Annotated in this window: 17 protein-coding genes and 1 pseudogene; 5 read left to right on the top strand and 13 right to left on the bottom strand. The window is 65.9% G+C overall.

Going from position 1 to position 17,890, the window contains the following annotated elements:
• Positions 1–500 precede the first annotated feature (500 nt).
• The 5 genes from ACFO5K_RS19625 to ACFO5K_RS19605 all read left to right on the top strand — a co-directional run bounded on the left by ACFO5K_RS19625 (position 501) and on the right by ACFO5K_RS19605 (position 7,006).
• Positions 501–983, top strand: coding sequence for a pyridoxamine 5'-phosphate oxidase family protein (locus ACFO5K_RS19625; RefSeq protein WP_378564819.1), 483 nt, complete (start codon positions 501–503; stop codon positions 981–983).
• Between the two features lie 51 nt (positions 984–1,034).
• Positions 1,035–4,100 carry an amino acid adenylation domain-containing protein gene (locus tag ACFO5K_RS19620; protein ID WP_378564816.1) on the top strand — a complete coding sequence of 1,022 codons (3,066 nt, stop codon included), beginning with the start codon at positions 1,035–1,037 and terminating at the stop codon, positions 4,098–4,100.
• The gene (locus ACFO5K_RS19615) at positions 4,097–5,302 is read left to right on the top strand and encodes a cytochrome P450 family protein (RefSeq protein WP_378564813.1); all 1,206 of its coding nucleotides are present in this window, start codon (positions 4,097–4,099) and stop codon (positions 5,300–5,302) included. The genes ACFO5K_RS19620 and ACFO5K_RS19615 overlap by 4 nt, the downstream gene beginning before the upstream one ends.
• Before the next feature lie 44 nt (positions 5,303–5,346).
• Entirely contained in the window at positions 5,347–6,561 is a 1,215-nt protein-coding gene (locus ACFO5K_RS19610) for a cytochrome P450 (protein WP_378564810.1), read from the top strand.
• A 214-nt stretch (positions 6,562–6,775) separates the two neighbouring features.
• A complete protein-coding gene (locus tag ACFO5K_RS19605) occupies positions 6,776–7,006 on the top strand; it encodes a hypothetical protein (protein ID WP_378564807.1) in 231 nt (76 codons plus the stop codon).
• Positions 7,007–7,085: 79 nt separating this feature from the next.
• Here ACFO5K_RS19605 and ACFO5K_RS19600 read toward each other — a convergent pair whose 3' ends face one another.
• From ACFO5K_RS19600 to ACFO5K_RS19540, 13 genes and pseudogenes are all read right to left on the bottom strand, one after another.
• A complete protein-coding gene (locus ACFO5K_RS19600; protein WP_378564804.1) occupies positions 7,086–7,409 on the bottom strand; it encodes a hypothetical protein in 324 nt (107 codons plus the stop codon).
• A gap of 76 nt (positions 7,410–7,485) precedes the next feature.
• Entirely contained in the window at positions 7,486–8,727 is a 1,242-nt protein-coding gene (locus tag ACFO5K_RS19595; protein WP_378564801.1) for an oxygenase MpaB family protein, read from the bottom strand.
• Positions 8,728–9,252: 525 nt separating this feature from the next.
• Positions 9,253–9,777 (bottom strand): hypothetical protein, encoded by a 525-nt coding sequence (locus tag ACFO5K_RS19590; RefSeq protein ID WP_378564798.1) that lies wholly within the window; start codon positions 9,775–9,777, stop codon positions 9,253–9,255.
• 148 nt (positions 9,778–9,925) lie between these two features.
• On the bottom strand, positions 9,926–10,363 hold the full coding sequence (locus tag ACFO5K_RS19585) for an RICIN domain-containing protein (protein WP_378564795.1): 438 nt from the start codon (positions 10,361–10,363) through the stop codon (positions 9,926–9,928).
• A gap of 242 nt (positions 10,364–10,605) precedes the next feature.
• Complete coding sequence (locus tag ACFO5K_RS19580) at positions 10,606–11,373, bottom strand: winged helix-turn-helix transcriptional regulator (protein ID WP_378564792.1); 768 nt, start codon at positions 11,371–11,373, stop codon at positions 10,606–10,608.
• A gap of 102 nt (positions 11,374–11,475) precedes the next feature.
• Complete coding sequence (locus ACFO5K_RS19575) at positions 11,476–11,715, bottom strand: hypothetical protein (RefSeq protein WP_378564789.1); 240 nt, start codon at positions 11,713–11,715, stop codon at positions 11,476–11,478.
• A 12-nt stretch (positions 11,716–11,727) separates the two neighbouring features.
• A complete protein-coding gene (locus ACFO5K_RS19570; protein ID WP_378564786.1) occupies positions 11,728–12,690 on the bottom strand; it encodes a sigma-70 family RNA polymerase sigma factor in 963 nt (320 codons plus the stop codon).
• Complete coding sequence (locus tag ACFO5K_RS19565; RefSeq protein ID WP_378564783.1) at positions 12,674–13,393, bottom strand: DUF899 domain-containing protein; 720 nt, start codon at positions 13,391–13,393, stop codon at positions 12,674–12,676. The genes ACFO5K_RS19570 and ACFO5K_RS19565 overlap by 17 nt, the downstream gene beginning before the upstream one ends.
• Positions 13,394–13,424: 31 nt before the next feature.
• Entirely contained in the window at positions 13,425–14,132 is a 708-nt protein-coding gene (locus ACFO5K_RS19560; RefSeq protein ID WP_378564780.1) for a hypothetical protein, read from the bottom strand.
• Positions 14,133–14,200: 68 nt separating this feature from the next.
• Positions 14,201–14,992: an SDR family NAD(P)-dependent oxidoreductase gene (locus ACFO5K_RS19555; RefSeq protein WP_378564777.1), complete on the bottom strand. Its 792-nt coding sequence runs from the start codon at positions 14,990–14,992 to the stop codon at positions 14,201–14,203.
• Between the two features lie 70 nt (positions 14,993–15,062).
• Positions 15,063–15,371: pseudogene (locus ACFO5K_RS19550) on the bottom strand (MarR family transcriptional regulator); the annotation flags it as partial.
• A gap of 255 nt (positions 15,372–15,626) precedes the next feature.
• Positions 15,627–16,298 carry an ArsR/SmtB family transcription factor gene (locus tag ACFO5K_RS19545; protein ID WP_378564774.1) on the bottom strand — a complete coding sequence of 224 codons (672 nt, stop codon included), beginning with the start codon at positions 16,296–16,298 and terminating at the stop codon, positions 15,627–15,629.
• Between the two features lie 139 nt (positions 16,299–16,437).
• Positions 16,438–17,667 (bottom strand): MFS transporter, encoded by a 1,230-nt coding sequence (locus ACFO5K_RS19540; protein WP_378566199.1) that lies wholly within the window; start codon positions 17,665–17,667, stop codon positions 16,438–16,440.
• Positions 17,668–17,890 lie beyond the last annotated feature (223 nt).

Raw genomic sequence — 17,890 nt, 5'->3', positions numbered from 1 at the left:
GCGCAGCCCCCGGCACCGGCGATTCATCCCGCTGGCAGGGAGGGAGTCCGTGACCGTGCTCGGACCGATGACACCACCGTCGCGCGGCTGTCACATTTTCCAGAACACTGAGAAACTTGACGGTTCATTTGCTTGACAAGCAAAGCTGTCCACCGCATGTTCGGGCCGAATCGTGCCCATAAATGGAAATCAAGATGCCACTGGATCAGGTCAGAACGTGTCTGCGGATCGACAGCCACGCTGGTACGGTAAATCGTCGGCACATGAAGCAATTCGGCTGTTTCCCGTATGTGACCACCCTGACCAGTTCGATGAGTCGTTGATCGGTTTCTCCACCGTTGGCGATGCCGCCACCGGTCCGAGGATTTGTATCGATGCGAGTGCGCCGGGTTTGCGCCGCTTCATTTGTGTGGAGTCATGGATTCGGCGTTCTCGGTGTCTGTATTGCAGATGATGCCCGGAAACCACGACCACAGGAGCCCCGACACATGCTGCCTTCCATGTCCCGCAATGAGCGCGAAAGGTTCCTCGCCGCAGCCCGTGTGGGCGTTCTCTCTGTTTCCGACACCAGGGACGGCGTCCGTGCACCCCTGGCCCTACCGGTCTGGTACGGCTATGAACCCGGCGGTGAGATCGTCGTCGAGACGGGCCGGGCATCGATCAAGGCCCAGTTACTGCGTGCCGCCGGGCGGTTCAGCCTCTGCGTGCAGGACGAGCGGCAGCCGTACCGATACGTCAGTGTCGAAGGGCCGGTCATCGCCGTCGAGGATCCGATCGACCCGGCCGTGCGAACAGCGCTGGCCGAGCGCTATCTGCCCACGGAGGAAGCGCGCGCCTACCTGGCAGCGACCATCGACCAACTCGAGCACGACGTCGCCTTCCGTATGCGCCCGCACCGCTGGCGCACGGCCGACTTCGCCGAGTTCGCCGCCGAACTGACCGATGTCGGCGCCGACGTGGGTAGCGACCGCCACACCGCCTGAACAACACACCGCATGCACCGAGCAACAAGCCGTAGGACGGAGAACGACTTGGTGACCTACATCGGCGGTTCGGCACACCCGGGCTCGGTATCGACCGGGACGCCCACACCCGGCTACCCCCGCGCCGCGTGCATACCGGAGCTGTTCCTGGCCCAGGCCGCGTTCCGGCCGGACGCACTGGCAGCCCGCCACGGCGACCGCACCCTGACCTACGGGCAGCTCGCCGCCCGAGCCGAGGCGTTGGCGGCACGGTTGCTCGCCCGTGGCGTAGTGCCGGGCGAACTGGTCGGCGTGTGCGGGAGCCGCTCGCTGGAGGCGCTGGTTGCGCTGCTGGGCATCCTCGAGGCGGGCTGCGCGTACGTGCCACTCGATGAGGACCTGCCACCGGCCCGCTTGCGGGCCATGGCCGAGGACGCCGGTCTGCGGGCCGCCGTCACCCTTCCCGGTAGCACCTGCCGCGTGCGTGGATTGCGCGTGCGCGTCGGGCTCACCGACGACGCGACGGACTGCGAGCTCCCAGTCCCACAGCGCGACCCCGCTGCCGCCGGCGACTGCGCCTACGTCGTGTTCACCTCGGGCACGAGCGGTCGACCCAAACCGGTGGCCATTCCACACCGTGGCGTGGTTCGGCTCGTACTGTCCGACCACCGGCTGCCCCCGCCCGGGCCGGGCGATCGGGTCCTCCATGCCTACGGTTTGTCCTCCGACGCCTCGACGATCGAGATCTGGGGCGCGTTGCTCACCGGCGCGTGCCTGGTTGTCGCGGACCGCGAGGAACTGCTCTCGCCCACCGCCCTGGCGGCGTTGTTGCGCACGCGCCACGTGACTATGGCGTACCTGACGACGAGCGTGTTCCACCTCATCGCCCGCACTCGCCCGGAAACGCTGGCCGGGCTGCGGTTCGTCTCGGCCGGCGGTGAGGCGATGGATCCGCCCTTGGCCAACGCGGTCCTGGCGGCCTGCCCCGACACCACAGTCGTCAACTTCTACGGTCCGACGGAGAATTCGGTGGTCTCCACTGCCCACGTGCTGAGCCCCCTGCCTGCCGAGGCTACGCACGTTCCTCTCGGGCGTCCCTTCGGCGAGTCCACCTGCCACGTAGTCCGGGCCGACGGTTCGGTCGCCGCGCCTGGTGAAGAGGGCGAGCTCTACGTCGGCGGGGACGGGCTGGCCCTGGGCTACCTCGGCGACCCCGCGCTGACCGCCGAGCGGTTCGTGCGACTGCCCGCCGTGCAACCGGACGAATTGCTGTACCGGACCGGCGATCGGGCGGTATGGATCGACGGTCTGCTGGAGTTCCGCGGCCGACTGGATCGCCAGGTGAAGGTGCGCGGCGCGCGCATCGAACTCGACGAGGTGGAGACCCGGTTGCGGGCGCACCCGGCGATCGGCGAAGCCGTGGTGGAGGCCGCGGACGGCGCATTGACCGCCTACGTCACCGCCACGCGGCCGGGCCGCCCGCTACCGTTGCCGGAACTGCGAGCTCATTGCGCGCAGTGGCTGCCACCACAGGCCGTCCCGGTGTTGGTGCCGCTGGATCATCTCCCGGTGACCAGCGGCGGCAAGGTGAACCGCGCCCGACTGCCCGCGGCCGCCACCGAGGCGCAGACCGTGGAGCCGACCTCTGTCGACGGACTGCTCGGCATCCTCACCCAGGTGTGGCAGCAGGTGCTGCGCGTGCGCCCCGCGCCGTCGGACGACTTCTTCCTCCTCGGTGGTGACTCCCTGCTCGTCTCCGAGGCTGTCACCCGCACCCTCGCTGTTCTCGACCTCGACGCCGCCCATGGCTCCGGCTTGATCAGAGCGCTGCTGAACGCACCCACCCTGGCGAACTTCGTGACTGCCGTGGACCGGGCGTGCGCAGGCGCGCCGCAGACGGCGGAACAGGTCGTCGACTTCGAGAAGGAGACCGAGCTCGGCTTCGAGCTACCGACGGCGCAGAAGCCGCCACCGCGCCCGCTCGCACCGCGGCAGGTACTGCTCACGGGCGCCTCAGGATTCGTTGGCGCCTTTCTCCTGGACCGGCTCTTGCGCTCGACGGCGGCGCGCATCCACTGTCCGGTGCGAGCGGCGAGCCGGTCGCGCGCCGAGCAGCGGGTGCGCACGGCACTGGCGCGCTTCGGGCTGTGCCCGGACGAGGATGCGTGGCACCGGGTGAAGTGCTTCCCCGGCGACCTGACCGAGCCACGGCTGGGCCTGTCACGGGCACACGCGGAGGAGTTGGCTCGTACCTTGGATCTGGTGGTGCACAACGGCGCCCACGTCAACTTTCTCTATCCCTATGAGCAGTTGCGCGCGGCGAATGTGGAGGGTACCCGAGAGATCGTCCGGATCGCGGCGCCGCGTCGGGTGCCGGTGCATTTCATCTCGACGATTGCCGTCGTCGCCGGTTTCGGCACGGCCGGGGTCGGCGAAGTGGCCGAGGATCTGCCGCTGGCGCACGCGGACGGGCTCACCATGGGCTACGCGGAGAGCAAATGGGTCGCCGAGGGCGTGCTGCGGCACGCGTCGGAACAAGGTCTGCCGGTCACCGTGTACCGGCCGTACGAGGTGACGGGCGACCGGACGCGCGGCGTGTGCAATACCGAGACGGCGATCTGCTCGCTGGTCAAGACGATCGCCGAGACCGGGCTCGCCCCCGACATACCACTGCCCATGGACTTCGTGCCCGTGGACCACCTCGCCGAGTCCATCGTCTACATCGCCACCCATCGGCCGGCGCAGGGCCGCGTCCATCACCTCACCAACCCCCGCCCGGCCATGCTGTCCGACGTCCTCGACCGAATGCGCGCGGCCGGTTTCGTGCTGCGGACACTGCCGTACGCGCAGTGGGTCGGCGAGCTGGTGCGCCATGTCGCCGAGCACCCGGCATGCGCGACAGCCCCGTTCGTGTCCCTGTGCGTCGACCGCAGCCACACCGCGGATATGTCGGTCAAGGAGATGTACCTCGCGGACACGTTCCCCAGGCTGGGACGGACCAATACCGAGGTGGCACTGTCCGGCAGCGGATTGCGATGCCCACCGGTCGATGCGGCCCTGATCGACCGCTACCTGGAATACCTTCTCGCTTGCGGCTACCTCTCCCGACCCGCCGAGCTCTCGGTGACCAACACATGAGCGACCTGAACGGCGTCGTCGAAGTTCCGGCAGTCACCCCTGGAACCGCTGGACCGCCGTGCGCCTACGCCCGGCTGCGCGACGAAAAGCCTGTTCTCCGAGCACAATTGCCCAACGGCGAGATGGCCTGGCTGATCAGCCGCTATGCCGACGTCCGTGCCGCGTTCAGCGATCCGCGGCTGGAACGGCCGCTGCTGTCGGCCTGGCCGCGCAGCGACGGGGACGACGCGCCGCCGCCGTGCCCACCGACGTTTCTGGAGATGACCGGGGAGCATCACGCGCGGGTGCGGCGTACGGTCGCGCCTTTGTTCGGTCGGCGGCGGCTCGTGTTCATGGTGCCGCGGATCCGTGCCATGGCGGAGGAACTGATCGATACGATGGTGGCCGGCGCCGCGGACGGCACTGCCGATCTCGTCGCTTCCTACGTCGAGCCGCTGCCACTGCGGGTGCTGTGCGAGACCACCGGACTGCCGTACGAGGACCGCGACACCTACCTACCGCACACCCTCGCCCTCCTCGGAGCGGCCGGACTGACGAAGACACAGGTGCTGGACGCACTGAACGCACTGCAGGACTACGCGTCTGCGCTGGTCGCGGGCAAGGATCAGGCGGCCGAGGACTACGTCGGGCTACTCCTAACTGAAAGCCGTTGTCCCGAAAGCGATTTGACCCGCGACGACGTCGTCAGCTTCATCGTCACGATGCTCATGGCCGGCTACAAGACCAATACGCAGCACACCGGCAACGCCCTGCTCGCTTTGCTCACCCACCCCGACGAACTGCGGCGACTGCGCGAGAAACCGTCCGAAATCGGTCCAGCGGTGGAGGAGTTGCTGCGGTACGTCCCGCTGATGAACGCGATCAACATCCTCGTCGCGAAGGAAGACTTCACCCTGCACGACCAGCACATCCGGGCCGGTGACGCGGTCGTCCCCGTGCCGGCGTCGGCCAATCGCGATCCCGGGGCGTTCACCGAGCCCGACCGTCTCGACCTGACCCGCTCGCCCAACGCGCATGTCGCGTTCGGACACGGCCCGCACATGTGCATCGGCGGGCACCTGACGAGGCTCCAGCTCGCCACCACGATCCAGGTGCTGCTCGAGCGGCTGCCCGGCATCGAGCTCACGGTGCCGGGCGATGCGATCGTCTGGGACGAATCGACCCCGCTGCGCGCCCCCGCGCGGCTGCCCGTGCGCTGGTGATCGATCAACCGCCGACGACTTCAGGAAAGAGAGGTCCGCACGTCGTGACCGCACCCGACCGAGAACGCCCGCCGCAGAGCACCGACTTCCACTATCCGTTCAGTACCAAGGGCGACCGTCTCGCCCCTGAACTCACAGACCTGCAGAGCCGCTGTCCAGTGGCCAGGGTCGGTACCAACTCCGGCGGCGAGGCGTGGCTGGTCACCAGCTACGAACTGACCAAGCACGTGTTGCGCGACCGGGCCTTCGCCCGCTCCGTGCTCGCCGAGGCCGACAGCCCGGCGCAGGATGCCCCGATCCTGGCAGCCGAGCTGCTCGATGCCATGCACCACCTCCAGCGGGCCGGGCTGCGCGCAGAGGTCTTGCGGGCACTGGGGCGCGACCAGCCCGACCTGCCGACCGACTGGGTAGCCGAGATCACCAGGGCGGGTTTGGATGCCATGACCGGCGACGGCGCACCCGGCGATCTGCAACGCCACTTCGCGGAGTGGGTCGCGGCGCAGTGCCTGTGCCGACTGCTCGGGCTGCCCTTCGAGGACCACCGGTGGCTGACCACGCGAGCCGATGTCGACCTGACGATGGTGACGTATTCCGAGGACGATCTCGCCCGCAACTGGGAGGAGATCCGTACCTATATGCAGGAACACATGGCCGCTCGCCACGCGGGTCGCCCGCGTGGTCTGGCGGATCGCCTGGCTGATCTCAATGCCCAGCAGCACGGGCTGGCGGATCGCCAGTTGTCCAACATCGTCGCAGTCCTGTTCGTCAGCGGGTACGAGGATTTCGCGAGTTTCCTCGGCGTAGCGGCACTCAACCTCCTGCGACGGCCCGAGGTTGTCGATGCGGTTCGGGACCGGCCGGAGACGATGCCCCAGTGCGTGGAGGAGTTGCTGCGATGCAGCGTGGTCCTGGGCAATGCGATCCCGCGATTCGTCACCCGGGACTCGGCGCTGGGTTCGGTAATCGTGTCGAAGGGCGACCTGGTCTTGGTGTCGCTGGACGCGGTGAACTTCGACCCGGCCGCGTTCACCGATCCCGATAGATTCGACCCGGCCCGTTCTCCCAACCCGCACCTGCGCTTCGGCCACGGCCGCCACCATTGTCCCGGTGCGCATCTGGTCCGCCGTCAGTCCGCCACGGCGTTTCGGGCCCTGCTCGACCACCTGCCCGGGATCGGGCTGACGGTGCCGGTAGCGGAAGTGCCCTGGCATCCTCACCGGATGGCGATCATGCCGGCGGCGATCCCTGTCGAGTGGTGAGTTGTTCGGCTGAGTTTCGGTCACGGGGTCGGTTTTCGCGACATAAATGGTGTCGCGCCGACGGCAGGATTCTATTGTCCATTTCGTTATGCCTGTGCAGTCGAGAATTCATGACAAGTGGAGTTGACGGCATTCGGTGCCGTGTTAAAGTTTGTGCTGCAAGTACGCAGGTCTCCGCGAGTTAGTACACGACTACGAATTTGAGGAGCATTCCATGCGATTCGTCAAGACAAGCGCGTTAGCACTTGCCTTTGCCGCTGTGTCGGTTTTCGGAGCGGGAATGGCGCAGGCCGCTTCCGTCGAAGTGAGCGAAGACCTCATCGGGTGCGCTCTGGCCGCCGATGCGAGTGGCGAAACGCTAGCGGAATTGCATGAAGGTTTCGGCGAGACCATCGAATTGTCAGCGACGGCAGCAGCTGATCTCGAAGCAGGTGGCTGCCTCTAGCGGTTTCGGTTTGCGCAGTCGGTCCGGCTACCGGAGGACGGTAGCCGGACCGACCTGTTTTCGCCTGTCCAGTCTGTCGCTAACTGGCTGCCTGGTAGCGAGTCGGCAAGCAGGGGTCCGGAAGGGCCGACATCGTGGCCAGGTCGCAGATGCCGCTGGTCAGCATGTGCAGTGGGGTGAGGCCCACGACCACGAGTAGACCGATGACGTCCCCCTGTTCGATGAAGTGGACAGCCGACTGGGCCCCTGCCGAAGCGGAGTCCGCTGCCGACGAGCCGGTTGCGGATTCGGTGGCGATCGGCGCGGTCGTCGGCTCGGATCCGGGTTGCGCGATCGCGGGTGCGGCGCCGACAAGCGCCGTTGCGGCAAGCGTGGCTGCGGTGAAATTCAGAGTGTTACGCATCTTGGTCCTTCGTTGTCGGCCTTGCCCGGTGATGAGCCGTGCGAATCAGCGGTGTCACCAGCTGGTTTCGCATGGTTCAGCGCGGTGGTCGGCTCATGTCGCGGTTCATCGTCGGCAGTTCGATGCTGATGGGCATGCGCAGGTCGGACAGGTAGATCAGCGCAGCTTTGCGAAGGAATTCGTCGAGGAGCCAGTAGGGCTCGGCCGCGATCGGTGCCGCGCTGAGCAAGCCCTCACGGACGGCGATGAACGGTCCCCAGCTGAGTCGGAGCAGTGGATCCCACACCGGCTCTCGTGGGATGGCGAGTCCGTCTGCGATCTTGTCACCGAGCAGGAAGCGGGTGAACGATCCGAGGACCGGTTTGCTCAGGATGGCGAAGTCGATGTTGGCGCCGAGGCCGAGGAGCCGGTCGGCGAGTTTCGCTCCTTCGGGTGTCGGTGCGATGATCGGGTCGAGAACCTGTGCCGCTTGGGAATTGGCTTGCGGCCACGAGTTGGGGATGTATTCGTCGCGAACGCCGAGCAGGTGCGCGGCGACCTGCCAGGAATGCAGGAATGCTGCTGATTCGTGGGCCGGAATCGGCACCTGCCATGCGGTGAGGTGCTTCATGACGGTTGTGGGCAGGCTGTGCCAGGTGACCATGATGTCGTTCTGGCTGATCGGAATGCTTTCCTCGGCCGAATGTACCCAGTGCGGCGATTGCGGCAACAGATGTCGCACCGCTGCGTGGACGAGCCGAGTTTTGACGCAGGTTACGATCATTTCCCCGTCGTCGGTATAGGCACCGGCGCTACCGATGTCGTAGCCGAGTTTGGCGGTCTTGGAAATGCGGTCCTTGAGGTCGTGGCCGCCTTTGGAGTAGTACACCGCCTTGGCTTCCTTCGGGATGACAGTGCTCATCATCCCGCTGGCGAACCCGTAGAGGACGCCGAGATACAGCCCGCGCTTCTTGTTGAACTCGATGGCGGTGTGCAACTTGGCATGATCGGTCCACTGTGGCAGCCGTCGGGCGTACTCCATGAAATCCCGCAGGCCGGAAGGCAACCCGTCCGGCAGGGCTTGACCGTTGCGGGTCCATGTCCGCAGCAACTCGTTGACCCGGGGTACTTCGCCGCGCTCGATCAGCCCGGCGACCAGTTCGTCGGCCTCGGGATCCCACACGGTCATCGGGTCGGCACCGGACCCGGATCCGGCGACCGAGCCGTGCGGTGACCAGGTCCACGGTTGCGCTCGCGCGGGCCCGATGATCGCGAAGGCGCCCAGGGCGCCCGCGATACCACCGGCTTTCAACGCGTTACGTCTGTTGAGTCCATCCATGACGTCACTCCCCATCGAGTACGAGGTCACCCCTACGCGCGGAGAGCTGTCGAAGCCCAAGCGCTGTGGGGCAGAATGGATATTAACTTAGCAAGCGGTTGGCGTAGTTGTTCGCGCTTTGGCCGAATCGGTGTGGCGCCGCCGATCGGCTGTCGAGATCGGGCCTACCGGGTGCGTTGCGCCATACCAGGGTGATCCCGGCAGGGGTGGCGACCGCTGACTCGGGAGGGTGCCGGCGTGTGCAGGGGAGCGCGCAGCAGCGCTGGAATCGATAGTAACTTACCGTTGTCGGCGTCGCGGCCGGGCGATGGGCGAGCTCGGCGTTCACCACCAGGCGCCGTGCCAACAGCCGGGCACTACGCGTCTGCACGGCCCGTTTTGCGTCTCATCGCTCGTCGAGTGGGTGCTCTCGCCATCCGGTCTGGTGATGATCGCCCATATGCCAGTGCGCGACTTCGGATGCCGGTGTCTGTGGCAGTTCTTCGAGCCAGTGGGCGATGACGGCGAGCATCGCACCGGCGAGGGCTACGCCGGCACGGTCAGCGCCCGCACGATCGATCGCACATTCTGGAGATTGCGGCCGTAGTCGACGGTCGTGATCCGAAGGCGCGGACGGCTGGAGACCTCCACCATGCTGCCCTCGGGCCGTTCGGCCACCACGACGTGCAGGTTCTCGCCCCAGCTCATCCAGGACACCTTCGTGCGCGCGGTGAGTACCCCAGCGGCGGGATCGCGCTGTGTGATGGTCGCCGGTACCTCGGCCAGTACCCGTTCGGCCGCCGCGAACGCCTCTCCGGCGGGCCGCCCCACCTCGAGGGAAACCTGCTGGTGCATATCGGCTCCGAGGTCGTGGACGGTGCCATCGCTGCGAGCCCGCACAATCGAAAACCCGGTGATGATCGCACCGAACAGCAGCCCGCCGATCACTCCGGCGATCACCCCACCTCGCACGGAGCCGAAGATCAATCCCAGGTAGAGCGCCATGACAATGCCGAAAACCACGCCGCTGCGCAGAAAGATCCGGGTTGCCCCGCGCCAGAGAGGACTCATGGTCGGCAGCCTAGTGAGCTCGTGGAGGCCGTATCGCCCCGCTCTCCCGGCGTGACCAGCGCCGTACCGGCCGGGCACTGCGCCGATGCCCGGCAGCGATCGGCTGCCGGGCATCGTGATCAGCGGCAATACTCATGCCGCGGCGTGACTATTGCGGATCCAGCATCCACTGCTGTGTGAGCTCGTGCATGATCAGGTGATCAGCGACGACCTCGGTGCCGGCCGACGTCTCCCCGCCCTGACCTTGAACGCAGACCTTCGGGTCGTAAGGCATCAAGTGCTCGTAGTTGTAAGCCCAGAGCTGGTTGAGGCTGTCGGGCTGCTCCCGCTTGTCGGCCTGGGCCAGTGCGGATCCGGGCCGGATGTTTCCGCCGCCTTCGAAGCCCGGCACTTCCAGGACGAGTCCGCTGTTGACGTTGACGATGAACCCGTTGTCGTACTTCCATAGTTGAGAGTTGGCCGTACCGCTGGTATTGCGGTCCTCGAGCACGATCCCAGCTCCCGGCTGTGTGCTGGCGCCCTTGACGTCGAGCATCAGATCGCTGGCTACGTTCCTGATGAAGAAGCTGCCCTCGGGAAAGTCCATGGTGAATCCCCTTGTCTGCGCATTTGTCAGATCGGACGAGCTACGAAACCCGCTGTCCCGCAACAGTTCCCCTGCGGTAATCGATCATCGGGCCAGGGAAAGCATAAAGCCCCGACAGCATCGAGAGTTCTGGATTGTTGCGAACAAGTCCGGGGGGATGTTTCGAGGGTGCGAACCGACCACACGCTGCGGATATGCGTAGCTATCCGGGGTCCTGCCCGACCGTAGTGCCATCTGTGATGTCACGCATCGGTGGATCCGGACGTCGGCCGGCATCGGGAGATGTTCGTATCGGCGAATGATCGGTGAGACTGGTCGATCTCACCTTCAGTGATCCGCGTCGGCTGCTGCGAGTTCATCGGGTTACGCCAGGAGAACCATCGGGGAAAACCGGTGACCAGTTCGGGTTCTCCGGCGAGCCGGAGTCGATCGGAGCCGGTGGCGATTTCGATGGTCGATGTTCCGGCGACCAGCCGGTGCAGCTCCCGCAGATCACCGGTGACCCAGAGATCGGTGTCGTATCCGGGATGTTGCCTGCACGCGCTGACCTCCTCCGGGGTGAGCACGAGCCACCCGCGTTCTTCGGTCGTACTGTGCACAATGAACTCGATCGTCACCCGGCGCGCGGGCAGGTGGTCGCGGCAGACGAACTGCCGTAGGCGCCACAGTGCTGAGCCGGCATCGAGTTGCTCGTCCTCGGGGTCACCGAACGTCCACCGGCGGGCCCAATCACCGAGTTGCCACACCAGATCCTGCAGGGCGGCACCGGCGGGGGTCAGCCGATACTCGGGACGGTCCTGATCATCGAGTACTCGGATCACCACGCCGTGCAGTTGCAGCCGGCGTAGCCGTGCCGACAGCAAGGTCCGGCTGATTCCCGGCAGGCCGCGATGGATGTCGTTGAACCGGTACGAGCCGAGCAAGAGTTCGCGGACCAGGAGTAGCGTCCACCGGTCGCCGACCACCTCGACTCCCGCCGCCACCGGGCAGTATTCGATTCCGCGTGCCATGTGTACCCCAGTCCAGAATTTGTACCGGACTTCGACGCTACTCGTCCGCCGGACAGCTGACCCAATTCTCACCTGCTTTCCCGAGAACACCGACGGTGTCGATTACGCCTCTGAACTCTCCTGCCCCTGTGTCGCCCTGCAGAGTTCGGCTGCGATACGGAACAGTCGAATGCGTTCGGACGGCCGGTTCTCATACTCGTCGTGGCTGTCGAGTGCGCGACGGTAGATCGACCGCATTGCGCGGTCGGTGGCATCGGCCGATCCGAGCATGAGGTGGCAGAACAGCCGCAACTCTGCGTGCAGCGTGGCATCGTGACGGTCGATGTTCGTCGGTTCGGACATGCCGTTGCCCGGTCAGAGCCCGAACAGCGGAAACAGTTCGGTTCCGTGGAATGCGACGATCCTGCTGACGCCGTCGGCGTTGATCGTCAGTACGTGCAGGGCGTGCGGACGGGGTACACCGTCGTGGTCGCGGGCGTACACCGCGAAGGCGGGTTGCCCATTGGCGGAGGTGGCGCGGAGTTCGGCAGGCCCGATCATCCGCATCTGTGCGGTGAGGAAGGCGAGGATGGTCTCACGGCCCTCGAACCACGTGGTGATCGGCGGCATTTCCCATCTCGCGTCCTCGGTCAACACAGCGACGAGTTGATCGACGTCGGCGGTTTCGAAGGCGGTGACATATCGGTCGAGCAGGGCTCGCTGCCGTGGTTCGGCGGGTTCGGTCACGCCGTCCTCGCTGAGCGGAACCTGATCCCGCGCCCGCTGTAGCGCGCTGTTGACGGCCGCAGTCGTCATCTCCAGCAGTTCCGCGACTTCGGTGGTCCGCCACTGCAGCACGTCACGAAGAATCAGCACCACGCGTTGTCGCGGTGGTAATTGTTGGAGTGCCCCGATCAGCGCCAGTCGCATGGTCTGTCGTTGCACCACCACGGTTGCCGGGTCGGTCGGTGCGGCCGTGAACAGGAAGTCGGGTATGGGCTGCAGCCATGGTGTCTCCCTGGATCGCTTGACCAGCCTGGTGTCCAGGTTCGTCTCGGGAGCGCTGAGATCGGCCGGCAGCGGCCTGCGTCTGTTCTTCTCCAGCGCTTTGAAACACGCCCGGGTCGCGATGCGGTAGAGCCAGGTCCGCAACGACGACCGGCCCTCGAACCCGCCGTATGCCCGCCAGGCGTCGAGATAGACCTCCTGAACCACTTCTTCGGCCTCATGGGCCGAGCCGAGCATGCGATAGCAGTAGGCCAGCAGCTCGCGCCGGAACGGTTCGCTCAACCGCCCGAAATCCTCGTCGCTGGACTCGGTCTCAGTCACAGTGTGCATGATCCGCCGATCCGGTAGCTGATGTCTCGGTGGGGCCGTATTCGTCGTGTCGGTCGAGCCACGAGAATCGCGGCGCCTGGGGGTAGCCGGTCGGCGAGTCTTCCGAGTCTTCCTGGCGTCCGAGTGCGGTGAAGTCGAGGGAACTCAACGTCGCACCCATCGGCTCGTGCTCGCGGTCGTTGACGAAGTAGGTGCGGTAGACGCTGTCGCCGGCGCGAATGAAGGCGTTGGTGCCGTACCAATCGGCCACACCGAAGTCGGTGTCGAAGCTATCGGTGATCGTGTACCACGGTATGGACCAGCCCATCCGCGCCTGCACCCGCTCGATATCGGGTTGGGGCGCGCGTGAGGCGAACGCCAGGGTGGTGTCGCGGGCATTGAGATGGGCCAGATGGGCGACCTGGTCGGCCATCAGCGAGCAGCCGACACATGCGTGGTCGGGCCAGCCGGACACGCCGGGCTCGAAAAAGGCACGGTAGAGCAGCAACTGGCGACGGCCCCCGAACAGATCGGGCAGGTGGGCTGTTCCGTCGGGCCCGTCGAAGATGTAGTCCTGGTCGATCCTCAACCACGGCCTTCGCCTCCGGTCGGCGGCCACCGCGTCTCGGGCGCGAGTCAGTTCTTGCTCCTTAGTCAACAGCTGTAAGCGCGCGGTTTCCCATTCCGCAGCGGTGACCGCCTTGACCGGGTGGGTGCTGTTCATGGTGAGGTCCTTGTACGGGAGGAGTTTCGGATCAGCGAATGGTGATGTCGGCCATGTCGATGGCGACCAGGACGATCCGGTCATCGCCCATCGGGGCGTAGGCCCGTCTGGTAGCTGGGATGATGATGCCGTCGACGTCGTGGTAGTCAGCGGCATACAGGTGTGATTCGGTGGTCGGGTCGACGATGTCGATGGTGAAGTCGTGGCGGCGCAGCAGCCCGTCCGGACCGAAGCAGAACACCTGCTCGCGGGTGTGGCTTTTGATGTGGTCGGGAAAGCTCACGCGCAACCGCCGCCAAGTTTCACCGTCGGCCTCGACGGGCGCGATCTCCTCGCAGACGAACCCCGGCCAGGTCAACAGGAACGGCGTGTTCAAATACGTCCACAGGGCTTCCCCGGTGAAGTACGCGAGATGCAAATCGTCCCACGGTGTGTGGAACTCGTGACCGGCGAACGACCGCTCCGGGTTGTCGCGTGCGTCGACAACTGTGCCGTCGGATTTCTGCAGAACCACCCGGTCCGGCTGGAACAGTGAGCGTCGATCTTGACTGACGTAGTCCATCGTCAACTGTTGCCGTGTGGTGTCCACCTCGAGGCGAACGTCGCTCATGGCGTCCGCCTTTCCCTTGATCTGCCAGAAGGCCCCGCTGATGGCGGCATTGACGTTGATCGTCTTGATCCGGTTCCACCGGTCCAGACCGCCGTGCGCGGCGACCGCGGTCGCGAGTAGATCGTTCATCGGCTTGCTCCTTGAATCGAGGGTGGTGCCCAGGCCACGAGGGGAGTGGCAGCCGGGAGCTGTTGTGATCAGTCGACGATGATTCCGCCGGTCAGGTTGGCAACGGTTCCGGTCATCGCGGAGGCTTGGTCGGAGGCGAGGAATACCGCGACCGAGACGAGTTCGGCCAGTGCGGTGGGGCGTTTGCGGTGTGTCATCGAGGTGACCATGGCGGTGAATTGGTCTCGGGGGATGCCCATCGCGGCGGAGTGCAGCCCATAAACGACCTCGACGGTCGGTGTTTCGACCAGACCTGTCGTGCGCAGGCAGATCGAGCGGACACCGTGCTGTGCCCATTCGGCCGACAACGCGCGGTTGAGGGCCTCCATCGCCGCCCAACCCACGCTCATGCCCCCCACCAGCGGCAGACTCACGCGGGCGGGTTCGGGTGTGTGCATCAGGATCACGCCAGATCGTTGGGGAATCATGTGCCGTGCAGCCGATTTCGCGGTAACGAAGTGAGCTCGCGCGTATGTCGTGATCGGTCGCATGAAGTTGTCGACCGGCAGATCGGTGAACGGGATTCCTTGCAGCCCCCGCGGGGAGATTCCGATCGCGTTGAACGACACGTCGATACGACCGGCGTCGGCGATGAGGGCGCCGAGGTGTTCGGTGACGGATTTCTCGTCCAAGGCGTCGACCACGGCTCTTTCGGCGGTTCCGCCCGCGTCGGCGATTTCCTTTGCGACGGCCTCGACATTGTCGCGATTTCGCCCAGTCAGGAAGACCCGAGCACCTTCGTCGGCAAATCCACGGGCGACTGCCCTACCGACCGCTCCACCCGCGCCGTAGACGACCACGTTCTTTTTCTCCAGCAACATCTGCTTCTCTTTTTCTTGTTTGTTCACGTCAGCGCGTGAAGTCCGTGACCGATGAGCTCGTGTACCCAGCTCACCGTTTCCCCGCACAGGTGGCGTGATCGCGCGGGCTCGGTCCCGGACAAAGAACGGTTCGGCCATGGTGACCACCTCCTACCAATACGGAGGCGATCGCAGCGCGAAAGTAATCGGTACTTCGTCCGACCGCGTGAGGAGTCCGCCGAGAAGTGCCGCGGCCATCTCGTCGCGTTCTGTTCTCAGGGTCTCGGTGAAGGTCGCGCCCTGTTCGGTGAGGGGTCACCAGCGTGGCGCGGCGGTCGCTCGGGTGCGGTCGTCGTTCGACGTAGCCATCGGTGGCGAGTCGGTCGAGCAGGCCGGTGACACTGCGGGGAGTGACGTCGAGGAGATCGGCGAGGGCGCGTTGGGTGAGTGCTCCGTGGTGATCCCGTCACCGGTTTCCGTTCCCGGCGGCTGAGCACGTGCTCGGTGCCGCGACCGTGTCCGATCGCCGGCCGTCATGAACCGCCCCGCACCCCGCTGGGCTCGGAAACCGGACTCGATGCTGCGGTGTTCTCGGTGCGGCCGCTGACGCGGACGATCGGCAAGCTCAGCGGGTCTGCCGGTTGCTCGTCGGATATCAGGCAGGCGCCGCGGCGAAGGGTAGTTCGGCCAGGCGCCATTCGAGCATGCCGTCGTGGAGGCGGATCGCGCGACGGCCGTGGTCGGTGAGCAGCCGAACGGCGTCGTAGGCCAGCACGCAGTACTCGCCACGGCAGTAGACGACGATCTCGCTCTCGGCGGGGAGCTCGGCGATCCGGTCGACGAGCTGGTCGACGGGGATGTTGACCGCAGCGGGTATATGGGCGGCCTGGTACTCCGGTGCCGGGCGCACATCCAGGACCAATATTTCCCCGGATTCGGCACGGGCCAGCAGTTCCTCGCGGGTCATCTCCGGCCCGTCGGCGGCGCCCAGGTACGAGTCGCGCGCCGGCGCCACGGCGGGCTGGTGGGCTTCGGCGACCTTGCGCAGCAAGGCGAACAGCTGTGCCACGTCGTCACCGGCGAGGCGGTAGTGGATCCGCACGCCCTCGCGTCGGGTCGCGACGAAACCGGCCTGCTTGAGCGTCTGCAAGTGCGCCGAGGCGGTCGTGAGGTTCAGTCCGGCGGCAGTAGCGAGCGATTCGACGGTCCGCTCACCCTGGGCGAGTAGATCGAGCAACTCGAGACGCTTGCCGCTGGCGAGAGCTTTGCCGCTGGCAGCGAATGCCTCATACAGGGCCGACTTCGCGGCAGGTCGGTCTTCCCTCACCACTCCTCCAATCATCTGTGGAATAGCGTACCCGCCTGCGGGACAGTGGGCGCGTGTCGCGGCATCGCGTTTGGTGCGACCTCGGCTACGTCGTCGGCGCCGTCCTCGGTGGCATCGTCTGTTCGCCAAGACCGCAGAGTCACAGTTTCGACCCGTGGCGTCCGGCCAGCGCGGCGGCGGGCACCACGGCCAGTGCGAGCACCCCACCGGCGAGTGCGAGGATCGGATAACTCGTCGCCGCGACCATCAACCCCGACCCCATGCCACCGGTCGCACCGGCGACAGCGATGGAAACATCCACTGTTCCCTGGGTTTTGGCCCGAGTGGCCAACGGCACCGTATCGGTGATGATCGCGGTACCGGCAACCAACCCCAGATTCCAGCCCAGCCCCAGCAAGGCCAACGCCGCCGCCAGTAACACCACCGAATCCGAGGGCGCGAGCGCGGCCAGCAACCCGGCCGCGAGCAAGGTGACCCCGGAAGCGCCCGCGACCGGCAACCGACCGAAACGGTCCACCAGCCAACCTGTCAGTGGCGAGGGTAGATACATCGCACCGACGTGAACGGCGATCACCATGCCCGCGGCCGCTGTGCCGTGACCGTGGGCGAGCATGTGCACCGGCGTCATCGTCATGATCGCCACCATCACCAACTGCGTCAGGGCCATCACGAACCCGCCCACCGCGATTCCACGCCCAGCGTCCACGACGGGTGCAGTCTCGAGCGCCGAGGACGATTGGATGGGTTCTTGGACTTCGGCGGCCAGGTGGCGGGCCAGCAGCAGGGGATCGGGCCGCAGCCAGATCGCCAGCACCACCGCAGCCAACCCGTAGGCCAACGCGGCGAGCAGAAATGGACCTGCCAAGTACGGGATGCCGAACACCTCAGCGAGCTCACCGGTCGGCGCGGCGAGATTGGGGCCGACGACACCACCCAGCGTGGTCGCGACCAGCACCGTCGATACCGCCCGGCCCCGGTGCGAAACAGTGGCCAGATCCGCTCCGGCGTACCGGGCCTGCAAGTTGGTGGCTGTACCCGCGCCGTAGACGAACAACGCAACGAACAACAGTCCCGGATTGTCCAACACCGCAGCGACGATCACACCGACACTGCCGAGCGCACCGGCGAAGTATCCTGCCGCCAACCCAGGCCGACGACCATGCGATTGAGACAACCGCCCTACGCCGACCGCGGCCAGGGCCGACCCCGCTGTGAACAAGGCGCTCGGGAGCCCGGCCAGACTCGTCGAGTGGAGCATGTCCTGAGCCAGTAGTGCACCCACGGTGATTCCCGCGGCCAACCCCGCGCCGCTGAGGATCTGAGCCGAAACCAAAACTCCGAGAGTGCGACGCTGGACGTGGGCGGAGATGGCTGGATCGGAGTCGGAACTGTGGTGGGTAGGGGTGTGGGGCACGACGGACTCTTCCTCTAGGGAGATGGACCGGGCAGCTGGCGCTACCGAGTTCTTAATCCAGTATTGAGTAGAATAATGGATTAAGGTGTCCGTTGGTGTCCTTGGGCTGAGAGCGGAAGGTTCGGGATGGCACTGAGTGGCCTTGCTGCTGCCGAGAAACAGCACCGGCTGAAATTCG

The organism is Nocardia halotolerans, assembly GCF_042650145.1.
Lineage (GTDB): Bacteria > Actinomycetota > Actinomycetes > Mycobacteriales > Mycobacteriaceae > Nocardia > Nocardia halotolerans.
This window is presented reverse-complemented; position numbering and strand designations above follow the sequence as displayed.